This window comes from Gordonia otitidis NBRC 100426 (genome assembly GCF_000248075.1).
GTDB classification, from domain to species: Bacteria; Actinomycetota; Actinomycetes; order Mycobacteriales; family Mycobacteriaceae; genus Gordonia; species Gordonia otitidis.
The window spans coordinates 11,433-33,405 of record NZ_BAFB01000076.1; the positions used below are offsets into that span (position 1 = coordinate 11,433).

General features: G+C 64.4%; 22 protein-coding genes. 7 read left to right on the forward strand and 15 right to left on the reverse strand.

Features of this window, described 5'->3' with window-relative positions; all coding sequences use genetic code 11:
- The first annotated feature begins 21 nt into the window (after positions 1–21).
- Positions 22–591, forward strand: a complete 570-nt coding sequence (locus tag GOOTI_RS07055; protein ID WP_007237880.1) for a TetR/AcrR family transcriptional regulator — start codon at positions 22–24, stop codon at positions 589–591.
- A complete protein-coding gene (locus tag GOOTI_RS07060; protein ID WP_007237881.1) occupies positions 588–2,066 on the forward strand; it encodes an MFS transporter in 1,479 nt (492 codons plus the stop codon). The genes GOOTI_RS07055 and GOOTI_RS07060 overlap by 4 nt, the downstream gene beginning before the upstream one ends.
- Here the strand turns inward: GOOTI_RS07060 and GOOTI_RS07065 are convergent.
- The 14 genes from GOOTI_RS07065 to GOOTI_RS07130 all read right to left on the reverse strand — a co-directional run bounded on the left by GOOTI_RS07065 (position 1,984) and on the right by GOOTI_RS07130 (position 13,113).
- Positions 1,984–3,051 carry an ABC transporter ATP-binding protein gene (locus tag GOOTI_RS07065; RefSeq protein ID WP_007237882.1) on the reverse strand — a complete coding sequence of 356 codons (1,068 nt, stop codon included), beginning with the start codon at positions 3,049–3,051 and terminating at the stop codon, positions 1,984–1,986. The genes GOOTI_RS07060 and GOOTI_RS07065 overlap by 83 nt on opposite strands.
- Positions 3,052–3,088: 37 nt before the next feature.
- Positions 3,089–4,402, reverse strand: coding sequence for an ABC transporter substrate-binding protein (locus GOOTI_RS07070; protein WP_007237883.1), 1,314 nt, complete (start codon positions 4,400–4,402; stop codon positions 3,089–3,091).
- A 79-nt stretch (positions 4,403–4,481) separates the two neighbouring features.
- On the reverse strand, positions 4,482–5,402 hold the full coding sequence (locus tag GOOTI_RS07075; RefSeq protein ID WP_007237884.1) for a carbohydrate ABC transporter permease: 921 nt from the start codon (positions 5,400–5,402) through the stop codon (positions 4,482–4,484).
- Positions 5,399–6,313 carry a carbohydrate ABC transporter permease gene (locus GOOTI_RS07080; protein ID WP_174299121.1) on the reverse strand — a complete coding sequence of 305 codons (915 nt, stop codon included), beginning with the start codon at positions 6,311–6,313 and terminating at the stop codon, positions 5,399–5,401. The genes GOOTI_RS07075 and GOOTI_RS07080 overlap by 4 nt, the downstream gene beginning before the upstream one ends.
- 121 nt (positions 6,314–6,434) lie before the next feature.
- Entirely contained in the window at positions 6,435–7,229 is a 795-nt protein-coding gene (map, locus tag GOOTI_RS07085) for a type I methionyl aminopeptidase (protein WP_007237886.1), read from the reverse strand.
- Positions 7,230–7,242: 13 nt separating this feature from the next.
- Positions 7,243–7,797: an adenylate kinase gene (locus GOOTI_RS07090; RefSeq protein WP_007237887.1), complete on the reverse strand. Its 555-nt coding sequence runs from the start codon at positions 7,795–7,797 to the stop codon at positions 7,243–7,245.
- On the reverse strand, positions 7,794–9,113 hold the full coding sequence (gene secY / locus GOOTI_RS07095) for a preprotein translocase subunit SecY (RefSeq protein WP_007237888.1): 1,320 nt from the start codon (positions 9,111–9,113) through the stop codon (positions 7,794–7,796). Before secY ends, GOOTI_RS07090 begins: the two co-directional genes overlap by 4 nt.
- 316 nt (positions 9,114–9,429) lie before the next feature.
- On the reverse strand, positions 9,430–9,870 hold the full coding sequence (gene rplO / locus GOOTI_RS07100; protein WP_007237889.1) for a 50S ribosomal protein L15: 441 nt from the start codon (positions 9,868–9,870) through the stop codon (positions 9,430–9,432).
- A 5-nt stretch (positions 9,871–9,875) separates the two neighbouring features.
- Entirely contained in the window at positions 9,876–10,055 is a 180-nt protein-coding gene (rpmD, locus tag GOOTI_RS07105) for a 50S ribosomal protein L30 (protein WP_007237890.1), read from the reverse strand.
- 5 nt (positions 10,056–10,060) lie between these two features.
- Positions 10,061–10,702 (reverse strand): 30S ribosomal protein S5, encoded by a 642-nt coding sequence (gene rpsE, locus GOOTI_RS07110; protein ID WP_007237891.1) that lies wholly within the window; start codon positions 10,700–10,702, stop codon positions 10,061–10,063.
- 49 nt (positions 10,703–10,751) lie between these two features.
- A complete protein-coding gene (rplR, locus tag GOOTI_RS07115) occupies positions 10,752–11,156 on the reverse strand; it encodes a 50S ribosomal protein L18 (RefSeq protein ID WP_005170415.1) in 405 nt (134 codons plus the stop codon).
- Positions 11,157–11,159: 3 nt separating this feature from the next.
- Positions 11,160–11,696 (reverse strand): 50S ribosomal protein L6, encoded by a 537-nt coding sequence (gene rplF / locus GOOTI_RS07120; protein WP_005170413.1) that lies wholly within the window; start codon positions 11,694–11,696, stop codon positions 11,160–11,162.
- A gap of 15 nt (positions 11,697–11,711) precedes the next feature.
- Positions 11,712–12,110: a 30S ribosomal protein S8 gene (gene rpsH / locus GOOTI_RS07125; protein WP_007237892.1), complete on the reverse strand. Its 399-nt coding sequence runs from the start codon at positions 12,108–12,110 to the stop codon at positions 11,712–11,714.
- 226 nt (positions 12,111–12,336) lie between these two features.
- Entirely contained in the window at positions 12,337–13,113 is a 777-nt protein-coding gene (locus tag GOOTI_RS07130; protein WP_007237893.1) for an MFS transporter, read from the reverse strand.
- Between the two features lie 169 nt (positions 13,114–13,282).
- Here GOOTI_RS07130 and GOOTI_RS07135 point away from each other — a divergent pair, with 169 nt between their 5' ends.
- Positions 13,283–14,032 (forward strand): DUF2127 domain-containing protein, encoded by a 750-nt coding sequence (locus tag GOOTI_RS07135; RefSeq protein WP_007237894.1) that lies wholly within the window; start codon positions 13,283–13,285, stop codon positions 14,030–14,032.
- 128 nt (positions 14,033–14,160) lie between these two features.
- Entirely contained in the window at positions 14,161–14,490 is a 330-nt protein-coding gene (locus GOOTI_RS07140) for a cupin domain-containing protein (RefSeq protein WP_007237895.1), read from the forward strand.
- On the opposite strand, the gene GOOTI_RS07145 is transcribed toward GOOTI_RS07140, so the two are convergent.
- On the reverse strand, positions 14,471–15,607 hold the full coding sequence (locus GOOTI_RS07145) for a tellurite resistance/C4-dicarboxylate transporter family protein (RefSeq protein ID WP_233425441.1): 1,137 nt from the start codon (positions 15,605–15,607) through the stop codon (positions 14,471–14,473). The genes GOOTI_RS07140 and GOOTI_RS07145 overlap by 20 nt on opposite strands.
- A 190-nt stretch (positions 15,608–15,797) precedes the next feature.
- Between GOOTI_RS07145 and GOOTI_RS07150 the strand changes: the two genes are divergently transcribed.
- From GOOTI_RS07150 to narJ, 3 genes are read left to right on the forward strand one after another with little or no spacing between them, the layout of a single operon-like run.
- Entirely contained in the window at positions 15,798–19,523 is a 3,726-nt protein-coding gene (locus GOOTI_RS07150; RefSeq protein WP_007237897.1) for a nitrate reductase subunit alpha, read from the forward strand.
- Positions 19,523–21,262, forward strand: a complete 1,740-nt coding sequence (narH, locus tag GOOTI_RS07155; RefSeq protein ID WP_007237898.1) for a nitrate reductase subunit beta — start codon at positions 19,523–19,525, stop codon at positions 21,260–21,262. Before GOOTI_RS07150 ends, narH begins: the two co-directional genes overlap by 1 nt.
- Entirely contained in the window at positions 21,259–21,969 is a 711-nt protein-coding gene (narJ, locus tag GOOTI_RS07160) for a nitrate reductase molybdenum cofactor assembly chaperone (protein WP_007237899.1), read from the forward strand. Before narH ends, narJ begins: the two co-directional genes overlap by 4 nt.
- The last annotated feature ends 4 nt before the right edge of the window (positions 21,970–21,973 follow it).

Sequence of the window (21,973 nt, forward strand, 5' to 3'; positions counted from 1 at the left end):
AGTAACTAGTAATCTACGTGTATGGCACGGATGACAGCGGCAGACCGACGCGCCCAGGTACTCTCGGTCGCCGCCGAGGAATTTGCGGCGCATGGGCTACACGGCGCGTCCACCGAGACGATCGCGCGCAACGCAGGAATCACGCAGCCCTACATATTCCGGATGTTCGGGACCAAGAAGGCACTGTTTCTCGAACTGGTCGAGACGTCCTTCGACCGCGTCACCGACGCGATGCTCGACGCCGCAGCAGGACGAAGCGGACTCGACGCCCTTGCCCTGATGGGGCAGCAGTACTACGAACTCCTCACCGACACAACCAATCTCCTGTTGCAGTTGCAGGGTTTCGCCGCCGCGGGCGACGTCGAGGTGCGCGATGCTGTGCGCGAACGGTTCGCACGCATGTGGGACGCGGTCGCCGATGCCACCGGCCTCGACCCGGTGACGATCAAGTCGTTCCTCGCGTTCGGCATGCTGCTCAACGCGGGTGCCGCGCTCGACGTCGGCGATGTCGACGAGCCGTGGGCACACGGTGTGCGGACACTCATCGAACCCGGGTTGTTCCACCACATCACGAGCGAGACCAACCGATGACCGGAGCAGCACCCGAGGCTCAGCTGACCGGACAGCGCGCCACCGGACTGGGCGCTGCTCTCGTGGGTGTCGGCCTGGTCGTCGCCGTCATCGGCAGCCTGGGCGCACCCCTGATCACCCCGGTTGCGAACGGACTTCACGTCTCGCTCGATGCCGCGCAGTGGACGCTCACCGTCACGCTGTTCGCCGGCGCCATCGCAGGACCCGTGCTGAGCCGCCTGGGCAGCGGTCCACTGCGTCGTCGCGTGATCCTGTGGTGTCTGATGATCGTCGTGGTCGGCGGCATTCTCACGACGATCGCGGTGTCGTTCCCGCTCCTGCTCCTCGGTCGTACGCTGCAAGGTATCGGCCTCGGCGGAGTTCCGCTGCTGATGAGCGTGGCACGTGGTCACCTGTCGGATCGTCGTGCGGCATCGACGATTTCCGCACTGTCGGTGGCCTCGACCGTGGGCATCGGAGTGGGTTACCCACTGATGGGGTTCCTCGATCAGATCGCAGGCCTGCGCGCAGCCTACGGATGCGGGCTTGCACTCTCACTGGCCGCGTTGCTCGTCGCGTGGATCGCGCTGCCTACGGAACGTCCCGGCCCACTACCGCGCATCGACTGGCTCGGTGGCCTCCTGCTCGCCCTGGCAACACTGGGGCTGTTACTCCTCGTTGCCGAGCCCGCCGTGTGGCGCTCACCCGCGACCGCCGTAGCCATCCCGGCCGTCGCGGGTGCATCACTGCTCGCATGGGTCTTTGTCGAACTGCGCACCGCCACACCACTGGTCGACGTTCGGTTACTCAGTGCGCCGTCGGTACTGCGCGCCAACATCGCGATGGCGGTGGCGGGCGTCGGACTCTATCTGTTGTTCAGCGTATTCACCCGCTACGTTCAGACGCCCGCCGACGCCGCATACGGATTCGCGCTTCCCGGTGCCGCCGCGGGCGCCGCGCTCATCCCGTTCTCCGTGCTGGGTTTCCTCGCAGGCAAGGCATCACCGAGCCTCATCGCACGCTCCACAGCAAGGTCTGTGTACGTCGGCGCATCCGTGACCGCCATGGCCGCCGCAGTCGTCTTCGCCACCGCCAGTGGATCATTGGCTGCAGTACTGATCGCCATGGCGGTGCTCGGGTACGGAGTCGGAGGGATCTCGGCCGCAATGCCCGCACTCGTATTGGCAGGCGTGCCGCACTCCGAGACCGCGAGCGTCCTGACGATCAACCAGGTCGTCCGCAGCATCGGGTTCGCCGTCGGAAGCGCACTCGCGGGCGTACTGCTGGCCACCGCCACACCTGCTGGCGCAGTGCTGCCAACCCAGCAGGGTTTCGTGACCGCTGCGTGGTGGTCGCTGCTGCCGCTCGGGCTCGCAGCGGTGGTCATCGGCGCCGCCGGCACGCGCTCTCGGCTCAGAGCCGATTACCCGTTTCGGCGTCGAACCAGTGCAGCTCGTCCGGATCCGGGATCAGACCGAGCGACTCCCCGACCCTGAACTCGTTGCGATGATCGGCCCGTACGACGATCCGCCCGTCCCGCACCGCCACATCGGCCGAGCAGTACACGAATTGCTCCGAACCGAGTTCCTCGACGAGCTCGACCCGAGCCGTCAGTGCCCCGAGCGAGCCGGGCCCGGTGATCTGCCACGACTCGGCACGCAACCCGACGACCACCCGCGGGGGTGCCGGACGCGGAGCCGCGATCTCGGCGTCGCCGAGAAGTGCGCGCCCGGTGTCGACGTCGACGTCGATCAGGCACATCTGCGGCGAGCCCATGAATCCGGCGACGAACGTGTTGACCGGCCGCGCGTAGATCTCACGCGGACTGCCCACCTGTTGGAGGACACCTTTCCGCATGACGGCCACGCGGTCGCCCATCGTCATCGCCTCGACCTGGTCGTGGGTGACGTACAGCGTGGTGACGCCGAGGTCGCGTTGGAGTGCGGCGATCTGTGCGCGTGTGCTCACACGGAGTTTGGCGTCGAGATTCGACAACGGCTCGTCCATGCAGAACACCTTGGGCCGCCGAACGATCGCGCGTCCCATCGCCACCCGTTGCCGCTGTCCACCCGACAGCTTCGACGGCTTGCGGTCGAGCAACTCGTCGAGTTCGAGCATCGCGGCCACCTCACCGACACGACGTGCGGTGTCTGCCTTGCTCATTCCCGCGTTGCGCAACGCGAATCCCATGTTCTGCCCGACGGTCATGTTCGGGTAGAGCGCATAGTTCTGGAACACCATCGCCACATCACGGGATTTGGGCTCGAGGCCGACGACGTCTCGCCCGTCGATACTGATGGACCCCGACTCCACCGAGTCGAGTCCGGCCAACATCCGCAGCGTCGTCGACTTCCCGCATCCCGACGGCCCGACGAGAACCATGAACTCACCGTCGGCGACGTCGAGGTCGAGGTGGTCGACGGCGGGCGGCGCGTCGTCGCTGAACCGACGCGTCGCGCCGTAGAAGGTCACCGCCGCCACAGCACGACCTCACCAGAGACGATCTCGATCGCGTTCATCATTTCGGCAACTTCGGCTTGATCTGCGTGTCGTAGATCTGCTGGATCTGCTTGTCCATGTCGGCCATCGTGGCGTTGACGTCCGCGTTCTGCAGACCGATCTTCTCGTAGCCGGTGCCGATGATCTTGTCACCGCCTGGGACGAAGACGCGGGCGTAGTTCTGGGGTTTGGTGTGCGCCAACTGATCGATCGCGGTCTTGAAGTTCGGGTTCTTCTCGAGGAAGGCGACCATCGACGGGTCGCTCAGCGCCGACTTGCGCACGGGCATGTATCCGACGTTCTGCGAGAAGTACGCGGTATTGGCGGTGTCGGTGATGAAGTTGATGAACTTCAGTGCGTTGACCTTGCGGGCATCGGAGATACGCGCCGGGATGGCAAGTCCCGCACCACCCGTCGGACAGCCGACTGTACCGTTCGGCGCAGGTAGGAACGCCGTGCCGAAACCGAATTTTGCGTTCTTCGTGATCCCCGACAGGTCACCGGTCGACGCGACGGTCGATGCGATGATCCCGGCACTGAAATCACCTGCGATGTCGTTGGAGATCTTCGCGTACCGCTTGGTGTTGATCGACTGGCTCAGATAGTTCGCGGCCTCGACGGTTTTCGGATCGGTGAACTTCAGATCCCACTCGTCGGAGTACGCACCGCCGAAGGTCCACGTGGGACCCTGGAACGTCCACCCGAGGTAGTCGACGGCGTTACCCCACCCGTGTGCCTGCTTGCCGCCACCGACGACACCCTGGATGCGTGGACCCCAGTCGTCGAACTCCTGCCAGCTCTCGGGACCCCGTGCGGGTAGTCCGGCCTGCTTCCATACGTCTGCGTTGTAGTAGAACAACGGCGTCGACCTCGCATACGGCAACGCCCATGTCTTGTTGTTCCACTTGTAGTCGCCGACAAGCGAATCCACGTAGTCGAAGGTGTCGACGCCCGCCTTGCCGAACAGGTCGTCGAGCGGTGCGATCGCACCGATCAGCGCGAAGTTGAACCACCAGACGTCGGACAGGATCATGATGTCGGGCAGCGAGCCACCCGAGAGTGCGGCGTTGAACTTCTGCGCGGCCTCCTCGTAGTTCTTCCCGGCGTCGACGAGCTGGACCTTGATGCCCGGGTTGGCCTTCTCGAAACGAGAGATCAACTCGCGCTCGACATCCCCGGACTTGCCCGGGTGATTCGACCAGAAGGTCAGGTTGTTCGCATCACCTCCGTCGGACCCCTCGGAACTGCCGGAACCCGCACAGGCCGACACGGCGAGCCCCGCCGCCAACGTCACACCTGCCGCGAGAAATCCGCGGCGCGACAACTCGGTCATACGTTCACTCCTGTTCCCCACTGTTGCTCGTTCCCATTTCTTGGTCGGATGTTGTCGATGCCGTTGCCGACAGGCGCGGTCACCCCTTCACCGCCCCGGACGTCAGGCCCTTGATCATGTGTCGCTGCAGCGCGAGGAAGACGATCAGCATGGGCAGCATCGCCAGCACCGTCGCGGCCATCACAGGTCCCCAGTTGGTCAATCCGTCGTTGTTCTGCAGCTGTGTCAATCCGACGGGCAGTGTCGCGACCGAGTAGTCGTCGGCCATCAGGAACGGCCAGAGGTATTCGTTCCACTCGTTGACCAGGGTGATGAGTGCGAAGGCCACCATCGTCGGGATCGACAACGGCAACACCACGCGTGTCAGCAACCTGATGTGACCGGCCCCGTCCATGCGCGCGGCTTCGATGATCTCCGGCGGTATGGACAGAAAGTGGTTGCGCATCAGGAATGTTCCGAATGCGACGCCGGCCAGTGGCAGGATGATGCCGGTGAAGGTGTTCCGTAGCCCCAGTTGTGCGATGAAGGCGTAGTTCGTGATCGACGTGATCTGGTTCGGCACCATGAGTGCGGCGATGATCACGATGAACACGACGTTCTTGAACGGAAACCGAAGAAAGACAAGGCCGTACGCACTCAGCACGCCGAGCCCGAACTTCACGATGCCCAGGATCGACGTCACGATCAACGAGTTGCGCATGAAGTCCCAGAACGGGACCGACGTGGTCGCCTCACGATAGTTCTCCGGATGCCACTGTGACGGCCACCAGACCGCCGGTTGAACGTAGATCTCGGAGCGATCCTTGAAGGACGCCAACAGAATCCATACGAGTGGCAGCGCCACGAGGAGCACCACGACGATCATCGCCAGGTAGCCGAATACGGTGGCCAGACGTTGTCTGCGCGCCACCGCTGCTGCCGCCCGCCCGTGGCCGTCGGTCCTGTGTCCGCCAGCGGTGTCGTCGGGTGTCGCGGTGTCTTTCACCGCCAGGTCACTCATCTCTCGGCCCGATCCATCACCCGGACCTGGGCGACCGTCACAACGAGCAGGACCACGAACATGATCGTCGCGACCGTTGCACCGTAGCCGGCGCGAAAGTTGCGGAACGTCTCCTCGTAGACCTGGTAGACCATCGTCGTGGTGCCGTTGCCTAGGGGCCCGCCGCGGGTCATGACGTTGATGATGTCGAACACCTGTAATGAGTTGAGCAACACGGTGATCGACAGGAAGAACGTGGTCGGCCGCAACTGTGGGAGCAGAACTCTGCGGAAATAGGTCCACCGGCCGGCTCCGTCGATCGCCGCAGCCTCGTCGAGGTCGACACGCTTACCCTGCAGCGCAGCGAGATAGATGACGAACGCATAACCGAGGTTCTTCCACACGTACGTCACCGTGATCATGAACAGTGCCCAGTGCGGTTGCTGATAGAAGTCCGGCGCCGATCCGAGGTGCAGTCGATGCATCAGATCGTTGATCAGACCGAAGTTCGGGTCGAACACGAACTGAAATGCGATGCCGACCGCCGCACCGGATAGCACGAACGGTGCAAACACGATGGACCGCACAAGATTTCGACCGCGTAGTCTGCGATCGAGGAGCAACGCCAACGCGAGACCGAGGGCCATGCTGCCCGCGACGGCCACCACCGTGAAGATAACCGTGTTCGCGACGATGGTTGCCGTGTCGGAGCGCGTGAACCATTCGCGGTAGTTGGAGATCCCGATGAAGTCGGCCCCGGGCGACGAGATGTTCCAGTCGTAGAACGACATTCGGATGTTCTCGATGAGCGGCCGGTACGTGAAGACACCGAGTAGCACGAGGTTCGGCGCGACGAGCACGATGAAGAGTGCGTAGCTGCGCCACGACCGGGCGCGCGACGACGGAAGCACCCGCTCGTTGGCTGAAAACACTCGGGCAGTATTCAGGCCCGAACTTACGGATGGCGAACGAGCTGGTGGATCACCGACGACCGGAAGGTGTCACATGGACGACGCCACATGAATGGCGCGTGAACGCGTCTCAGGCTCAGGCTCAGGAAGGACGCTGCGTCAGGATTCGGGGTCCATCGGCGGTGACTGCCACCGTGTGTTCCCAATGCGCTGCACGCGAGCCGTCGTCGGTGACGACGGTCCAGTGGTCGGGAAGCTCCGTGGTGTCGGTGGTACCCAGCGTGAGCATGGGCTCGATCGCGAGCGTCGAACCGATCACCAGGAGCGGGCCGTGGCCTGGGTCGCCCTCGTTGGGCAGGAACGGATCGAGATGCATCTCGCGGCCGATTCCGTGGCCGCCGTAACCGTCGACGATCCCGAAGCTGCGCCCGAAGGTCTGCTCCGCCTTGCGCGTTCCGGTTTCGATGGCGTGCGAGATATCGGTCAGCCGCGCACCGTCGACCATGGCGGCGATTCCTGCTTCCATCGACAGGCGGGTGGCTTCCGACAGATCGTGGTCGGCTGGCGACAACTCCCCGACACCGAATGTCCAGGCGGAGTCGCCATGCCATCCGTCGAGGATGGCGCCGCAGTCGATCGACACGAGATCACCTTCGGCGAGCACCACACTGCTCGACGGGATACCGTGCACCACAACGTCGTTGACCGAGCTGCAGATCGACCCGGGGAATCCGTGATAGCCCTTGAACGACGGCACCGCACCCGCATCGCGGATCACCGACTCTGCGACTGCGTCGAGATCGAGAGTGCTCACACCGACCTTCGCAGCGTCGCGGACCGCGACGAGAGCGCTTCCCACGATGGCTCCCGCCGCAGCCATGGCGTCGAGCTCGCCAGGACTGCGGAACGGGACCTGCTTGGTCTTACGGAGCCTCATCGACGATCGGAGTTCAGGAGACTTTGACGCCCAGCGCGTTCAACACGCGCTGATGGACCTCGTCGACCTCGCCAACGGCGTCGACGGTCTTGACCTGGTCGCCGTAGTACTCGAGAAGCGGTGCGGTCTCCTTCTCGTAGACCGCCATGCGATTACGGATCACGTCCTCGGTGTCGTCGGCGCGACCACGTGCGAGCATGCGCTCGACGACGACGTCGGGATCGACGACGAAGGAGACTACGGCGTCGAGTCGCGTGTCGAGGTCGGCGAGGATCGAGTTGAGGGCCTCGGCCTGCTCGATCGAGCGGGGAAAGCCGTCGAGGATGAAACCTTTCGACGCGTCGGGTTCGTTCAGCCGCGCACGAACCATGTCGACCGTGATCTCCGGCGGCACCAGATCGCCTGCGTCGAGGTACTTCTTGGCTTCGATGCCGATGGCAGTGCCCTGCGAGATGTTCGCGCGGAACAGGTCACCGGTCGAGATGTGTGGGATGCCGAGAGTCTCCGACAACAGCTCTGCCTGGGTTCCCTTGCCAGCACCGGGGGGGCCGAGAAAAACAAGTCTCACTTCAAGAATCCTTCGTACTTACGTTGCATCAATTGACTGTTGACCTGCTTCACCGTGTCCAGACCCACGCCGACCATGATCAACACGGCCGTGCCCCCAAATGGCAGGTTCTGCACTCCCCCGCTGTTTCCGATCTCGAGGAAGAGGTTGGGCAGTACAGCGATGATACCCAGATAGATCGAACCCGGGAGTGTGATGCGGCTCAGTACGTAGCCGAGGTAATCAGCTGTCGGCTGTCCCGGACGGATACCCGGGATGAACCCTCCGTACTTCTTCATATCGTCGGCACGCTCTTCTGGGTTGAAGGTCACCGCGACGTAGAAGTAGGTGAAGAAGATGATCATCAGGAAGTAGACGAGGATGTACACCCAGCTACTCGGGTCGGCGAGATACCGTGAGACCCACGATTGCCACCCCGACTCCGTGCCGTCGGCGCTCTTGGTGAGCTGCACGATCAACTGGGGCAGATACAGCAGCGACGACGCGAAGATGACAGGGATGACGCCGGCCTGGTTGACCTTCAGTGGCAGATAGGTCGACGACCCGCCGTACATCTTCCGGCCGACCATGCGTTTGGCGTACTGCACCGGGATTCGACGCTGCCCCTGCTCGATGAAGACCACGCCGGCGATGATGATCAACGCTGCGAGACACACCAGACCGAAGACCAGACCACCACGGCTGGTGAGGATCGCACGTCCTTCGGCCGGGATACGGGCGGCGATCCCCGAGAAGATCAACAGCGACATGCCGTTGCCGATGCCGCGTTCGGTGATCAGCTCACCGAACCACATGACGAGGCAGGCGCCCGCTGTCATGACCAGAACGATGATCGACAGTCCGAAGATCGACTGGTCGGTGAGAACGTTGCCGCACTCCTGCGGAAGCAGGGTGCCGCGGTCGGCGAGTGCGACGATGCCGGTCGACTGGAGCAGCGCGAGCGCGACGGTGAGGTAGCGCGTGTACTGCGTCATCTTGGCCTGACCGGACTGGCCCTCCTTGCGGAGTTGCTCGAACCGGGGGATGACCACCGTGAGGAGCTGCACGATGATGCTCGCCGTGATGTAGGGCATGATGCCGATCGCGAACACCGAGAGCTGGAGAAGCGCTCCACCGGAGAACAGGTTGATCAGCGAGTAGACCTGATTGCCGCCACCACTGTTGATCCGATCGATGCACGCGTGCACGGTCTTGTAGTCGACGCCCGGCGACGGAACCGTCGCACCCAGGCGATACAGCACGATGATGCCGATGACGAAGAGGATCTTCTTCCTCAGATCGGGCGTCCGAAAGGCCGCGACGAGGGGGGAAAGCACTAACTCCTCCTAGGAACGACCACGCTCGGGTTGTTCGGGGGTCCGGACGGACCCCACCCCCACGTGCTCGGCAATCGACGTTGATCGGTGGTTGCGGCTGCGATAGTTCCGGTTGCGCGGCAACGTCAGAAACTCTACCGGCTGCCATGACCGGCCCTTCTGCGGGACCGCACCACCTCGAGTTGTCGCGGCCGCGCGTGGTACCGGGCGGGTGCATCGACGTGCACGTACTCCCGTGAACCAGCACACGGCCGAGATGGCACCACAGCGGACGGCAGAGCCGTGCTGCCGTCCGCTGTGGTCAGAAAACGAACTCTTACAGTTCGGTGGTGCTGCCACCTGCAGCGGCGATCTTTTCCTTGGCCGACGCCGTGAACTTGTTCGCGGTCACGTTGACCGCGACGCTCAGCTCGCCGTCGCCGAGGACCTTGACCAGCTGGTTCTTACGGACCGCACCGGCAGCGACGAGCTCGTCGACGCCGATCGTGCCGCCCTGCGGGAACAGCTTGGCGATGTCGCCCACGTTGACGACCTGGTACTCGACCCGGTTGGGGTTGGTGAAGCCCTTGAGCTTCGGGAGCCGCATGTGGATCGGCATCTGGCCGCCCTCGAAGCCGGCAGGCACGTTCTTGCGTGCCTTGGTGCCCTTGGTGCCGCGACCGGCGGTCTTACCCTTGGACCCCTCACCGCGACCCACGCGGGTCTTCTCGGTCTTCGCGCCCGGAGCGGGGCGAAGGTGATGGAGTTTGATGGTCATTGCTCTTAAACCTCTTCGACTGTCACGAGGTGTGCAACCACGTTGATCAAACCGCGGTTGATCGGGGTGTCCTCGCGGGTGACGGTCTGGCGGATGCCCCTGAGTCCGAGGGTCCGCAGGCTGTCACGCTGGTTCTTCTTGGTACCGATCGTGCCCTTGACCTGGGTGATCTTCAGTTCGGCCATGGCTATCAGACTCCCTGTCCCGCGCGCGCCCGGAGCATGCCGGCCGGCGCCACGTCTTCGATCGGCAGACCGCGGCGTGCGGCGACCTCTTCGGGACGCTGCAGCATCTTCAGTGCGGCGACGGTCGCGTGGACCACGTTGATCGCGTTGTCGGAGCCGAGGCTCTTCGCGAGCACGTCGTGCACGCCTGCGCACTCGAGCACGGCACGCACCGCGCCACCGGCGATCACACCGGTACCGGGGCTGGCCGGGCGCAGCATCACGACGCCGGCTGCGGCCTCACCCTGGACCGGGTGGGTCACGGTGCCTGCGATCAGCGGAACGCGGAAGAAGTTCTTGCGAGCCTCTTCGACGCCCTTCTGGATCGCGGCCGGAACTTCCTTGGCCTTGCCGTAGCCGACACCGACCATGCCCTGGCCGTCGCCGACGACCACGAGAGCGGTGAAGGAGAACCGACGTCCACCCTTGACCACCTTGGAGACGCGGTTGATGGTGACGACGCGCTCGAGCTGGTTGCGCTCCTGGTCGCGATCGCGTCCGCGGTCGTTACGACGATCGCGGCCACCGCGGCGGTCGTTGCCGCCCAGGTTGTTGTTGTTGTCGTTTCCGGCGGGTCCGTTTCCGCCGTCACGCTGACGTCCGGGCATCAGAGGTTCCCTCCGGTCATGTTGGTCGTGCTGTTGTTGCTGGTCATCATCAGAACTGCAGGCCTCCCTCGCGCGCGGCGTCGGCGAGCGCGGCGATCCGGCCGTGGTAGTCCTTGCCACCACGGTCGAACACGACGGCCTCGACACCGGCGGCCTTGGCGCGAGCGGCGATCAGTTCGCCGACGCGACGAGCCTGTGCCGACTTGTCTCCGCCGGATGCACGCACGTCTGCCTCGATGGTCGACGCAGCGGCGAGGGTCTTGCCCGCCAGGTCGTCGATCAGCTGCACGTGGATGTGACGGCTGCTGCGCTTGACAGCCAGACGCGGACGCTCAGGCGTGCCGTTGACCTTCTTGCGCAGGCGGAAGTGACGATTGCCGGTCGCGGTGCGCCGACGGGTCGAGACGTCCTTGCCGAGGGGCTTGCGGACAGTTTTGGTTGCTGTATCACTCATGGCTTACTTACCCGTCTTTCCGACCTTGCGACGGATCTGCTCACCCTCGTAGCGAATGCCCTTGCCCTTGTACGGGTCAGGACGACGCAGGCGGCGGATGTTCGCCGAGATCTGGCCGACTTGCTGCTTGTCGATACCCGACACCGAGAACTTGGTGGGCGACTCGACGGCAAAGGTGATGCCCTCGGGAGCCTCGATCGGCACGGGGTGGCTGTAGCCGAGCGCGAACTCGAGATCGCGACCCTTGGCGGCGACGCGGTAGCCGACACCGAAGATCTCCATCTTCGTGGTGTAGCCCTGCGTGACACCGGTGACCAGGTTGGCGACCAGCGAGCGGTTCAGGCCGTGCAGTGCACGGTTACGACGCTCGTCGTTGGGGCGGGTCACCACGATGGTGTTGTCTTCCTGCGCCACCTCGATGGGGCTGGTGACAACGTGGCTCAGCTCGCCCTTGGGGCCCTTCACGGACACGGTCTGGCCGTCGATGGAGACGGTGACGCCCGCGGGGATCTCGATCGGGTTCTTACCGATACGCGACATTGTGTGTACCTCCCCTTACCAGACGTAGGCGAGGACTTCGCCGCCCACGCCCTGGTTGGCTGCCTGGCGATCGGTGAGCAGACCGGACGACGTGGAGATGATGGCCACGCCGAGGCCGCCCAGGACCTTGGGCAGGTTGGTGGACTTTGCGTACACCCGCAGGCCCGGCTTGGACACGCGGCGAAGGCCGGCGATGCTGCGCTCACGGGAGGGGCCGTACTTGAGGGAAACGACGAGGTTCTTGCCGATCTCCGCATCTTCGGTGCGGTAATCGGTGATGTAGCCCTCGCGCTTCAAGATCTCGGCGATGTTCACCTTGAGCTTCGACGACGGGAGGGTCACCTCGTCGTGGAACGCCGAATTGGCGTTACGCAGACGTGTCAAGAAGTCTGCGATCGGGTCAGTCATGGTCATGGTTGACCGTCAACCTTTCTCGTAGCGGTTCCCATACAGCGCCTTTCGCGGGATTTCTCCCGTGACCTGCGGTGGGCCTTCCACGAAGTGGATAGTTGTTAAGGTTCTCGCCGCCGATGCCCTTGGTTTTTCGCCGGCACCGGCGACTATTCAGTTGTGGCCGTGAACCCCGCGTGTGCACGCATTCTTGCGACTGCGGGCACACCAAGGCGCACAGGCAACCGTTCTAGTGTAGAGAGTCTGCTGGCCAGACCCAAATCGATGCCGTCGACGCCGCCATGGTCGGCCGCATTCGCACCGAACTCGCTCCGCGCGGTGCGGACGACACGTCATCGCGACGAGAGCGATCCCCCGCGATCACAGCGGCCGCGAGCATCGCCCAGGCCGCACCGTCGGCACCACCCACCGAGGCCAGCACCGCGCCGAGCGCGGCAACCCCGAACGCGCCACCGAGCTGTCGGGACGCGCTGAACAAGCCACCCGAGACGCCTGCCGCTCCGGCGGGTGCGCCGGACACGACGAGACCGGTCATCGGGACGATCACCATCGGCAACGCCATTCCCGCGAGCAGCATCGCGCAGATCAGCACCCACAGGGATGCGTCGACGAAGATCGCAGCGGCGATGGCTGCCGAACCCGCGACCGCCGCGATCTGCCCGAGAACTGCGGGCAACTGCGGGCCACGCGCTGCGACGACGCGACCCGATAGGGATCGCGGGGCTGCACTGCGTCGATCCGACCAATAGAGCGCGACGACCGCGCAGGTCATCCGGATCAGTGCCCACGCAGCGACCGACGACCGCTCCCCCGCCTCGACGATGACGACGACAAGCGCGAAGAACGCCACAGCGAGCGCCTGCCCGCGGACATCGAGTCGTCCACCGGAGTCGCGCACATTCGGATCGGACGGAAAGAACCGACTCCAGGCCAGTGCGATGAGTCCTACCGGCAGATTGATCAAGAAGATCCAGCGCCACCCTCCCGCAGCGATGAGGATCCGCATGGTGTGGGCGACGGAGCGTCAGGCGATCGGCGACTTCCGGGATCTGTTGTATGCCACCAGCACCGGGGTGACCGGCGATGTCGGCGCACCGGAGCTCGGGGGTGTTCGCCGGGGTGATATACCAGCGGCGTCCTGACGCTTCCACCGTCCGCAGAGCTACGCTGCTGCGGTGAACTGGGAACTGGTCTCCTGCGGTCTGCGCGGCCACGAAACCTACCGCCCCGACGAATCGGATCTCGCCGAGCACCTCCGCTCCGACACCGCCGTCGGTGACGCGTGGCGGTGTCTGCGATGCGGAGACTTCGTCGTCGGCGACCCGCGGAGCAGCGGGCCGGCCGATCACGCGCCCGAGGTCCCCCGCGGTCGCCTGTTGCGCGACCTGATCATCATGCGGCTACTCGCAATCGAGCGTCTGGTCCGCGGCATCTTCCTGGTGATCGCCGGGTCGTTCGTGATCGAGCTGCGCAACAGCCAGCAGACGCTGCACGAGAAGTTCGACGCCGAGATGCCGCTACTGAAACCGATCGCCGACCAGATCGGCTGGAACATCGACGACTCGAAGGTCGTGCAGTGGATCGAGAAGGCCACAACACTGTCCACGACGACCATCGTTCTCGTCGGCTGCGCACTGGTGGCCTATGGACTCAGCCAGTTCGTCGAGGCGTACGGGCTGTGGTTCGCCAAACGCTGGGGTGAGTACTTCGCCGTGATCGTCACGAGCATCTTCATCCCCCTCGAGGTCTACGAACTCGTCGAGAAGGCAACGGTGTTCAAGGCACTTCTGCTCGCTGTGAACATCGCGGCGGTCGTGTGGTTGATCTGGAGCAAAAGGCTGTTCGGAGTACGCGGCGGCGAGGCCGCGTTCCACGCCGAGCACAGCGCCGAGAGTCTGCTCACCGTCGAGCGCGCGGCGGGGTGACGGGTGCCGCACCGCGGCCGGGTCGCGAATTTCGTCGGTCAACGTCATGCAGTGCGGCAGGTCGACTCGAGACGGCACGAACCCGCGAATGCCGCGCGGCCGTCGCGCATGACGTGCCATCGTGAGACATGGACTCCACCCGACTCCCAGCCCTCGTCGACGAACTCATCGCCACAGCGCGCACCGCTCACAGTCGCAGAGCCGGTCACACCCTGCACGGCAATTCGTCGCGTCACCTGCGTCAGACAGTGATTGCCCTCGCAGCCGCCACCGAACTCGGCGAACACGAGAGTCCCGGTGAGGCAACCCTGCAGGTACTTCGTGGCGACGTCACCCTCACCGCGGGTACCGACGACTGGCACGGGACGGCTGGTGACCTCGTCACCATTCCCGACGCCCGACACAACCTGAGGGCGAACGACGACTCGGCAGTGCTTCTCACCGTGCTGGCGCACTGACCGCTGACCGTCTCACCTGCACCCAACGCCACCACCACCGCGCCATCCCGGCGAAGACGACAACCCAGACCGCGAGCGCAACCCACGCCTCCCAGGTGCCGAGATCCTTCAGCCACGGCACGTGCCACGCGATCCCCAATTGCCGACTGGCCACTCCGTACATGCCGATCGGGAACACCAGCGACCAGAGCGCGGTGCGGAAGCCCGAATTGGTGCCCGGCCGACGTGCATGCCAGATCATCAGCACGATCAACAGGGGGATCAGCCACGTGCCGAAGATCCAGGCCATCAGACACAGCGTCCCGACCACGTCGTGCGTGACGAGTCGTTGGGCCGAACCCGTTGTCATCAACTCGGCGCCTGCCAGTACGGAGATGGCTCCGGCGCCCATGAGCACCCAGTAAGGCGCCACCTCGTCGTCGTGTGAGAGTCCGATGATGATCAGCCGTGCGACGACCAGTACCGCCATCACGATCAGGATCAGCACGCCTATCCCCCACCACAACGCAGCGACCTGGGCGTACCAGTTGACGTGCTTGGCCGCGGCCAGGGCACCGAACGCCACCGCGACCGCTTGAGTCCCGACCACCATCAGAAACCAGGTCCCGTTGACGTGTGTCCACGGAAGCGGGGTCGTGGCGGACGGGGATTGCGCGCGCGAATGCGTGGCGCTGAAGAATGCCGCTATCACCGCCACGTAGCCCAGAATCACCCACGAACCGAGCGTGATGTAGGCAAAGCTCAGCGCAGCCCAGTCGAATCCACCCGCGAGCGAACGAGCGGCGAGCACCCCGCTCCCAGCGGTGAACGCCAGCACCGTGAAGCCGTCGGCGCGCACCTCGCCCATCAACTCGGCGGAGATGCCCGCTCCCGTGAACCACCCCGCGATGGTGAACACCGTCAGTGCGATGTATCCGACCACCGCCAGAACGAAGAGAAGTGCCGAAATCACCTGGGCCACAGTGGAGTAAGTACCTGAGCCAAGCGTCGCCGCGTTGTGCATCGCAGTCGAGATGATCCCGGTTGCCATGACGAAGGTGAACTGCCCGAGCCTCGCGCGCGGCACCCGCGATCGATGTCGGGGCTGAGCGCCGGGCACAGCACTCGAATCGCTCACAGTCACCGACTGTTTCACACCGCGCATCGTCATTACGCGTATTGACGCGGGTCTATACGCAATCGAAATACGCTGGTGGTCGAAACACGAGTCGGCATCAGGAAATTAGGGCACCCAAACTTCGTTAATGCTCGATGAATCCGCACGATGAAACCCCACACCTTCTCCACTTTGACCGTATGGTGAATCCATGGCCCGATCCACTGCAGTTCAGGGCGAGGCGGCCACGGCCCTGCTGAACATCGGCAAATTCTTCACCCGCTGGGACGAAACCTCCGACGGGAGAGTCGTTTTCCGCGAGGGCGGCCGTGCCGGAGACATCTTCTACCGTGATCGGTGGAACCACGACAAGATCGTGCGATCAACCCACGGGGTCAACTGCACCGGGTCGTGCTCATGGAAGGTGTACGTCAAGGACGGCATCATCACCTGGGAAACCCAGGAAACCGACTACCCAACTGTCGGCCCAGACCGACCGGAGTACGAACCGCGCGGTTGTCCCAGGGGCGCTGCCTTCTCGTGGTACACCTACTCGCCCACCCGGGTGCGATACCCGTACGCCCGCGGGGTGCTCGTCGAGATGTTCCGCGAGGCGAAGGCCAAGACCGGCGACCCGGTGCTGGCGTGGGCCGACATCGTCGGAGATCCGTTGCGGCGCAAGTCCTACCAACAGGCACGTGGCAAGGGCGGCCTGGTGCGGGTGAGCTGGGAGGAGGCCATCGAGATGGCCGCCGCCGCACACGTGCACACCATCAAGACCTACGGGCCGGACCGGTGTTCGGGCTTTTCGCCGATTCCCGCGATGTCGATGGTCTCGCACTGCGTCGGCACCCGCTTCATCCAGTTGATCGGCGGGGTGATGACCTCGTTCTACGACTGGTACGCCGACCTGCCCGTCGCCAGTCCGCAGGTGTTCGGCGATCAGACCGACGTCCCGGAGTCGGGCGACTGGTGGGATGCGTCGTATCTGATGATGTGGGGTTCGAACGTCCCGGTCACCCGAACCCCAGACGCCCACTGGATGGCGGAAGTCCGATATCGCGGGACGAAAGTGGTGGCGGTCAGTCCCGACTACGCCGACAACACCAAGTTCGCCGACGAGTGGCTGCCCGCGCAGGCCGGTACCGACGCCGCGCTGGCCATGGCGATGGGCCACGTGATTCTGTCGGAGTTCTTCGTCGCCCGATCCACCCCGTTCTTCGAGAAGTACGTGCGCTCCTACACAGACCTGCCATTCCTGATCCATCTCGACGAACACGAACACGGCCTCGTTCCCGGCAAGTTCCTCACCGCAGACGAACTGACCCCGGTCGAACCGACCGCGAGCGACGTCGAACCCGATCCCGATGCTGTCTGGAAGACCGTCGTTCTCGACGAACACACCGGTCGCCCGGCGGTCCCGAACGGGTCCCTGGGCTTCCGGCGCTCGACCACGGGCGAGGGCAGGTGGAATCTCGAGCTCGACGGGATAGCGCCCGCACTCAGCCTCTACGGACGCCCGGAAGCGGGGCTCGCCGAGATCGCTCTACCCGCATTCGACAGCCCGGACGGGAGCGGTTCGGTACTGCGTCGCGGGGTACCGACCGCTGTCGTCGACGGCCACCTCGTCACCACCGTCTACGACCTGATGCTCGCCCAATACGGAGTACGCCGCGATGGCATGCCCGGCGAGTGGCCGTCCGGGTACGACGATGCGATAACGCCCTACACACCTGCCTGGCAGGCTGAGATCACCAGCGTGCCCGCCGAGGCCGCGATCCGGATCGCACGGGAATTCGCCACCAATTCCGTCGATTCGGGTGGCCGGTCGATGATCATCATGGGCGCCGGTATCTGTCAGTGGTTCCACGGCGACGCGACCTACCGCGCCATCCTGTCACTACTGATCCTGACCGGTTGCATGGGCCGCAACGGCGGCGGCTGGGCCCACTATGTGGGGCAGGAGAAGTGCCGGCCCATCACCGGCTGGATGTCGCTGGCCAACGGCCTCGACTGGAGCCGCCCACCGCGCACCATGACCGGGACGTCGTACTGGTACATGCATACCGACCAGTGGCGTAACGACGGCTATTCTGCTGCGTCACTGGCATCCCCACTCTCCCGCGGGACACTCGATCACCAACACACCGCGGACGCCATCGCCCAGTCGGCCCGACTCGGGTGGATGCCGTTCTATCCGCAGTTCGACCGCAATCCGCTCGACGTCGCCGAAGACGCCCGCGACGCGGTCCAGCGTGGCGACGCGGAATCCGCGTCGAACTATGTGGCGCAGCACCTTTCCGACGGTTCCCTGACACCGTCGATCAGCGATGTCGACGCACCGGAGAACTGGCCACGCACGCTCATCCTGTGGCGGTCGAACCTCATGGGGTCGTCGGCGAAGGGCAATGAGTACTTCCTGCGAAACCTCCTCGGCACCCACAACAACGTGATGGGAACCGAATCACCGGATATCCCACGCCCCAACGATGTTCGGTGGCACGAGAATGCGCCGGAGGGCAAACTCGATCTCCTCCTGTCGGCAGATTTCCGGATGACGTCGACGACCCTTCTCTCCGACATCGTCCTACCCGCGGCTACGTGGTACGAGAAGAACGACCTGTCGTCGACAGACATGCATCCCTTCGTCCATGCGTTCTCTCCCGCCATCGACCCGCCGTGGGAGGCCAAGACCGATTTCGATCTCTTCCACCTGCTCGCGGTCGAACTGTCCGAGCAGGCGAAGACCCACCTCGGTGTGCGCCACGATCTCGTCGCCACTCCGATGCAGCACGACACCCCGGGAGAAACCGCACAACCCAAGGGCACCGTCGACGACTGGGCGACGTCGACGTCGCCCGGACGACCGGGAGTCAACATGCCGTCGTTCACGGTGGTCGAACGCGACTACACCGCGATCGCCGAGAAACTCGCCTCCGTCGGGCCACTGGCCGACACACTCGGCTTCGCCAACAAGGGCGTCACCTTCGACATCGCAGAGCAGTCACGGCGCCTCGCGGATCGCAACGGGGTCATGCTCGGGGGCGCCGGCGACGGCAGGCCCGCGATCGACACGGATGCCAAGATGGCCGACGCGATCCTGATGTTCTCGGGCACCACCAACGGGGCTCTGGCCGTCAACGGCTTCGAGAAGCTCCAGAAGCGAGTCGGCACGACGCTCGTCGACCTCGCCGCGGGCAACGCCGACAAGCAGATCACCTTCGCCGACACCCAGCAGGCACCGGTCCCGGTGTTCACCTCGTCGGAATGGTCCGGCTCCGAGACGGGCGGCAGACGCTACGCCCCGTTCACGGTGAACATCGAGCGGCTCAAGCCGTTTCACACATTGACCGGACGTATGCACTTCTATCTCGACCACGACTGGATGATCGACCTCGGTGAGTCGCTACCCGTGTACCGCCCGCCGTTGGACATGCACCGATTGTTCGGTGAGCCCAGGCTCGGACCAGACGGGTCGCAGCAGATCACCGTGAGATACCTGACGCCACACTCGAAGTGGTCCATCCACTCCGAGTACCAGGACAACCTCCTGATGCTCTCGCTGTCGCGGGGTGGCCCCACAGCGTGGCTGAGCCCGTCGGATGCCGCGGCCATCGATGTTCACGACAACGAGTGGATCGAATGTGTGAACGCCAACGGCGTCGTGGTGTGCAGGGCGATCGTCAGCCATCGGATGCCCGCCGGTGTCGTCTACGTCCACCATGCGCAGGAGCGCACGATCGACGTCCCGAAATCGGAGGCGACGGGCCGTCGCGGCGGAATGCACAACTCCGCCACCCGACTTCTGGTCAAACCCACTCATCTGATCGGCGGCTACGCCCAATTGTCTTACGCATTCAACTATTTCGGCCCCGCGGGAAATCAGCGTGACATGGTGTCGACGATACGCAAGCGCAGCCAGGAGGTGACGTACTGATGCGGGTCATGGCACAGGTCGGCATGGTGATGAACCTCGACAAGTGTATCGGCTGCCACACCTGTTCGGTCACGTGCAAACAGGCGTGGACCAATCGGGCCGGCACCGAGTACGTCTGGTTCAACAACGTCGAAACGCGTCCGGGACAAGGCTATCCGCGACGCTACGAGGATCAGGAGAAGTGGCGCGGCGGGTGGCATCTGAACAACAAGGGAAAGCTGCGGCTGCGCACGGGCGGCCGGATGCAGAAGTTGTTGACGCTCTTCGCGAGTCCCGTTCAGCCGACCATCTACGACTACTACGAGCCCTGGACCTACGACTACCAGATGCTCATCGACGCCCCGCTCGGCGACGACTTCCCCGTCGCACGCCCGAAATCGCTGCTGACCGGAGACGACACGAAGGTCACCTGGTCGGCGAACTGGGACGACGACCTCGGCGGTGCACCGGAACTCGGCGAACTCGACCCTATCGTCGAGAAGCTACGCCGCGAGGCCGAGGATGCGGTCACCTTCAGCTTCGAGCAGACCTTCATGTTCTATCTGCCCCGGATCTGCGAACACTGCCTCAACCCCTCCTGCATGGCGTCGTGTCCGTCCGGGGCGATCTACAAGCGCAGCGAGGACGGGATCGTCCTCGTCGACCAGGATCGCTGTCGCGGCTGGCGTCAATGCGTCACGGGTTGTCCGTACAAGAAGATCTACTTCAACCACCGCACCGGCAAGGCAGAGAAGTGCACACTCTGCTATCCGCGGATCGAGGTCGGTCAACCGACCGTGTGCTCGGAGACATGCGTCGGACGGCTGCGCTACCTGGGACTGTTCCTCTACGACGTCGACGCGGTCACCGCGGCAGCCTCCACACCGGACGACACCGACCTCTACGAAGCGCAACTCGATCTCCTGCTCGACCCGAACGATCCCGAGGTGATCGCCGGAGCGCGGGCGGAGGGCATCCCCGAGGACTGGCTCGACGCTGCACGTCGTTCTCCGATCTACGCGCTGGCCAAGGAGTTTCGGGTGGCACTTCCCCTGCACCCGGAGTATCGGACGATGCCGATGGTCTGGTACGTCCCGCCACTGTCGCCCATCGTCGACCTGCTCAGCGGGCAGGGTCACGATGCTGAAGACGCCGGCACACTCTTCGGTGCGATCGACGCCTTACGCATTCCGGTGGAGTACCTCGCCGAGTTGTTCAGTGCGGGCGACACAGCGGTCATCGACTCGGTGCTCCGCAAACTCGCCGCGATGCGTTCCTACATGCGCGACGTCACGCTCGGCCGGGAACCGAACGCCGACATCCCCGCCTCCGTCGGAATGACCGAGGAGCAGGTCTACGAGATGTATCGGCTCATGGCGCTCGCGAAATATGATGAGCGGTACGTCATTCCGACGGCTCATGTCGAACAGGCTGCCCAACTCGACGAGATGGCGTGCTCCCTCGACTACGAGGACGGGCCGGGCATGTACGAGTCCGGTGCCTTCGGCGAAGCGAGCGGAACACCCACGCCGGTCTCGGTCGAAACCTTCCACGCGCTCAAACAACGCCAGACCAGCGATACCGCGGCCAACTCGCACCGACTGGCCAACCGGACGAACCTGCTCAACTGGGACGGCAACGGATCACCGGTCGGGTTGTTCCCGGAGCGGGCGACACCGGACTCCACGCAGGCACAACGCACGCAGACAAGCCATCCGACGGCAGCACCCACGTCGCCCGACCCGCAGGCGTCGTCGTGAAGTGGCCGCGCCGCTCGACGTCGGCAGATCATCGAGTCGCATGGTTGACGGCATCGTGGTGTCTCGAGTACCCCGACGAGACGCTTCTCGGCCGAATCCCACTGGTAGGCAGTGCACTCGACGAACAAACCGATCACCCATCGATCCGAGGACTCCTGCGCTTCCTCGACCATCTCGGATCATCGACACTGGGCGAACTGATCGACGACTACGTCGACACCTTCGATCTCTCCCGAAAACAAACTCTCTACCTGTCGTACTGGACCGATGGCGACACCCGACGCCGCGGCAGCGCGCTCGGCGAGTTCAAGACGCTGTATCGCGACAGCGGCCACCTCGTCGACCTGCATGGTGAGTTGCCCGATCACCTGCCGATCGTGCTGGAGTTCGCCGCGCGCGTCGACCCCGCCGCGGGAGCGCGGGTACTCGAGAAGTACCGGCCCGCCCTCGAGTTGATCCGATTCGCACTGCAGGACCGCCGTTCCCCGTACACCGATGTCCTTGCCGCCATCTGTTCGACGCTGCCGGGTGAGTCACCCGCCGATCAACGCGCCGCGCGCGCTCTCACCCCGGCGCTGGGCGTCGAGAGCGTCGGCCTCGAGCCGTTCGATCCGCGCCTGCTCCCCCTGTCGACGACGGCCCAGACCCCGATGCCACAGTCCCCGATGCCCTCGATCCCGATGCGTCAGACCCCCGAGATGAGGTGATGGA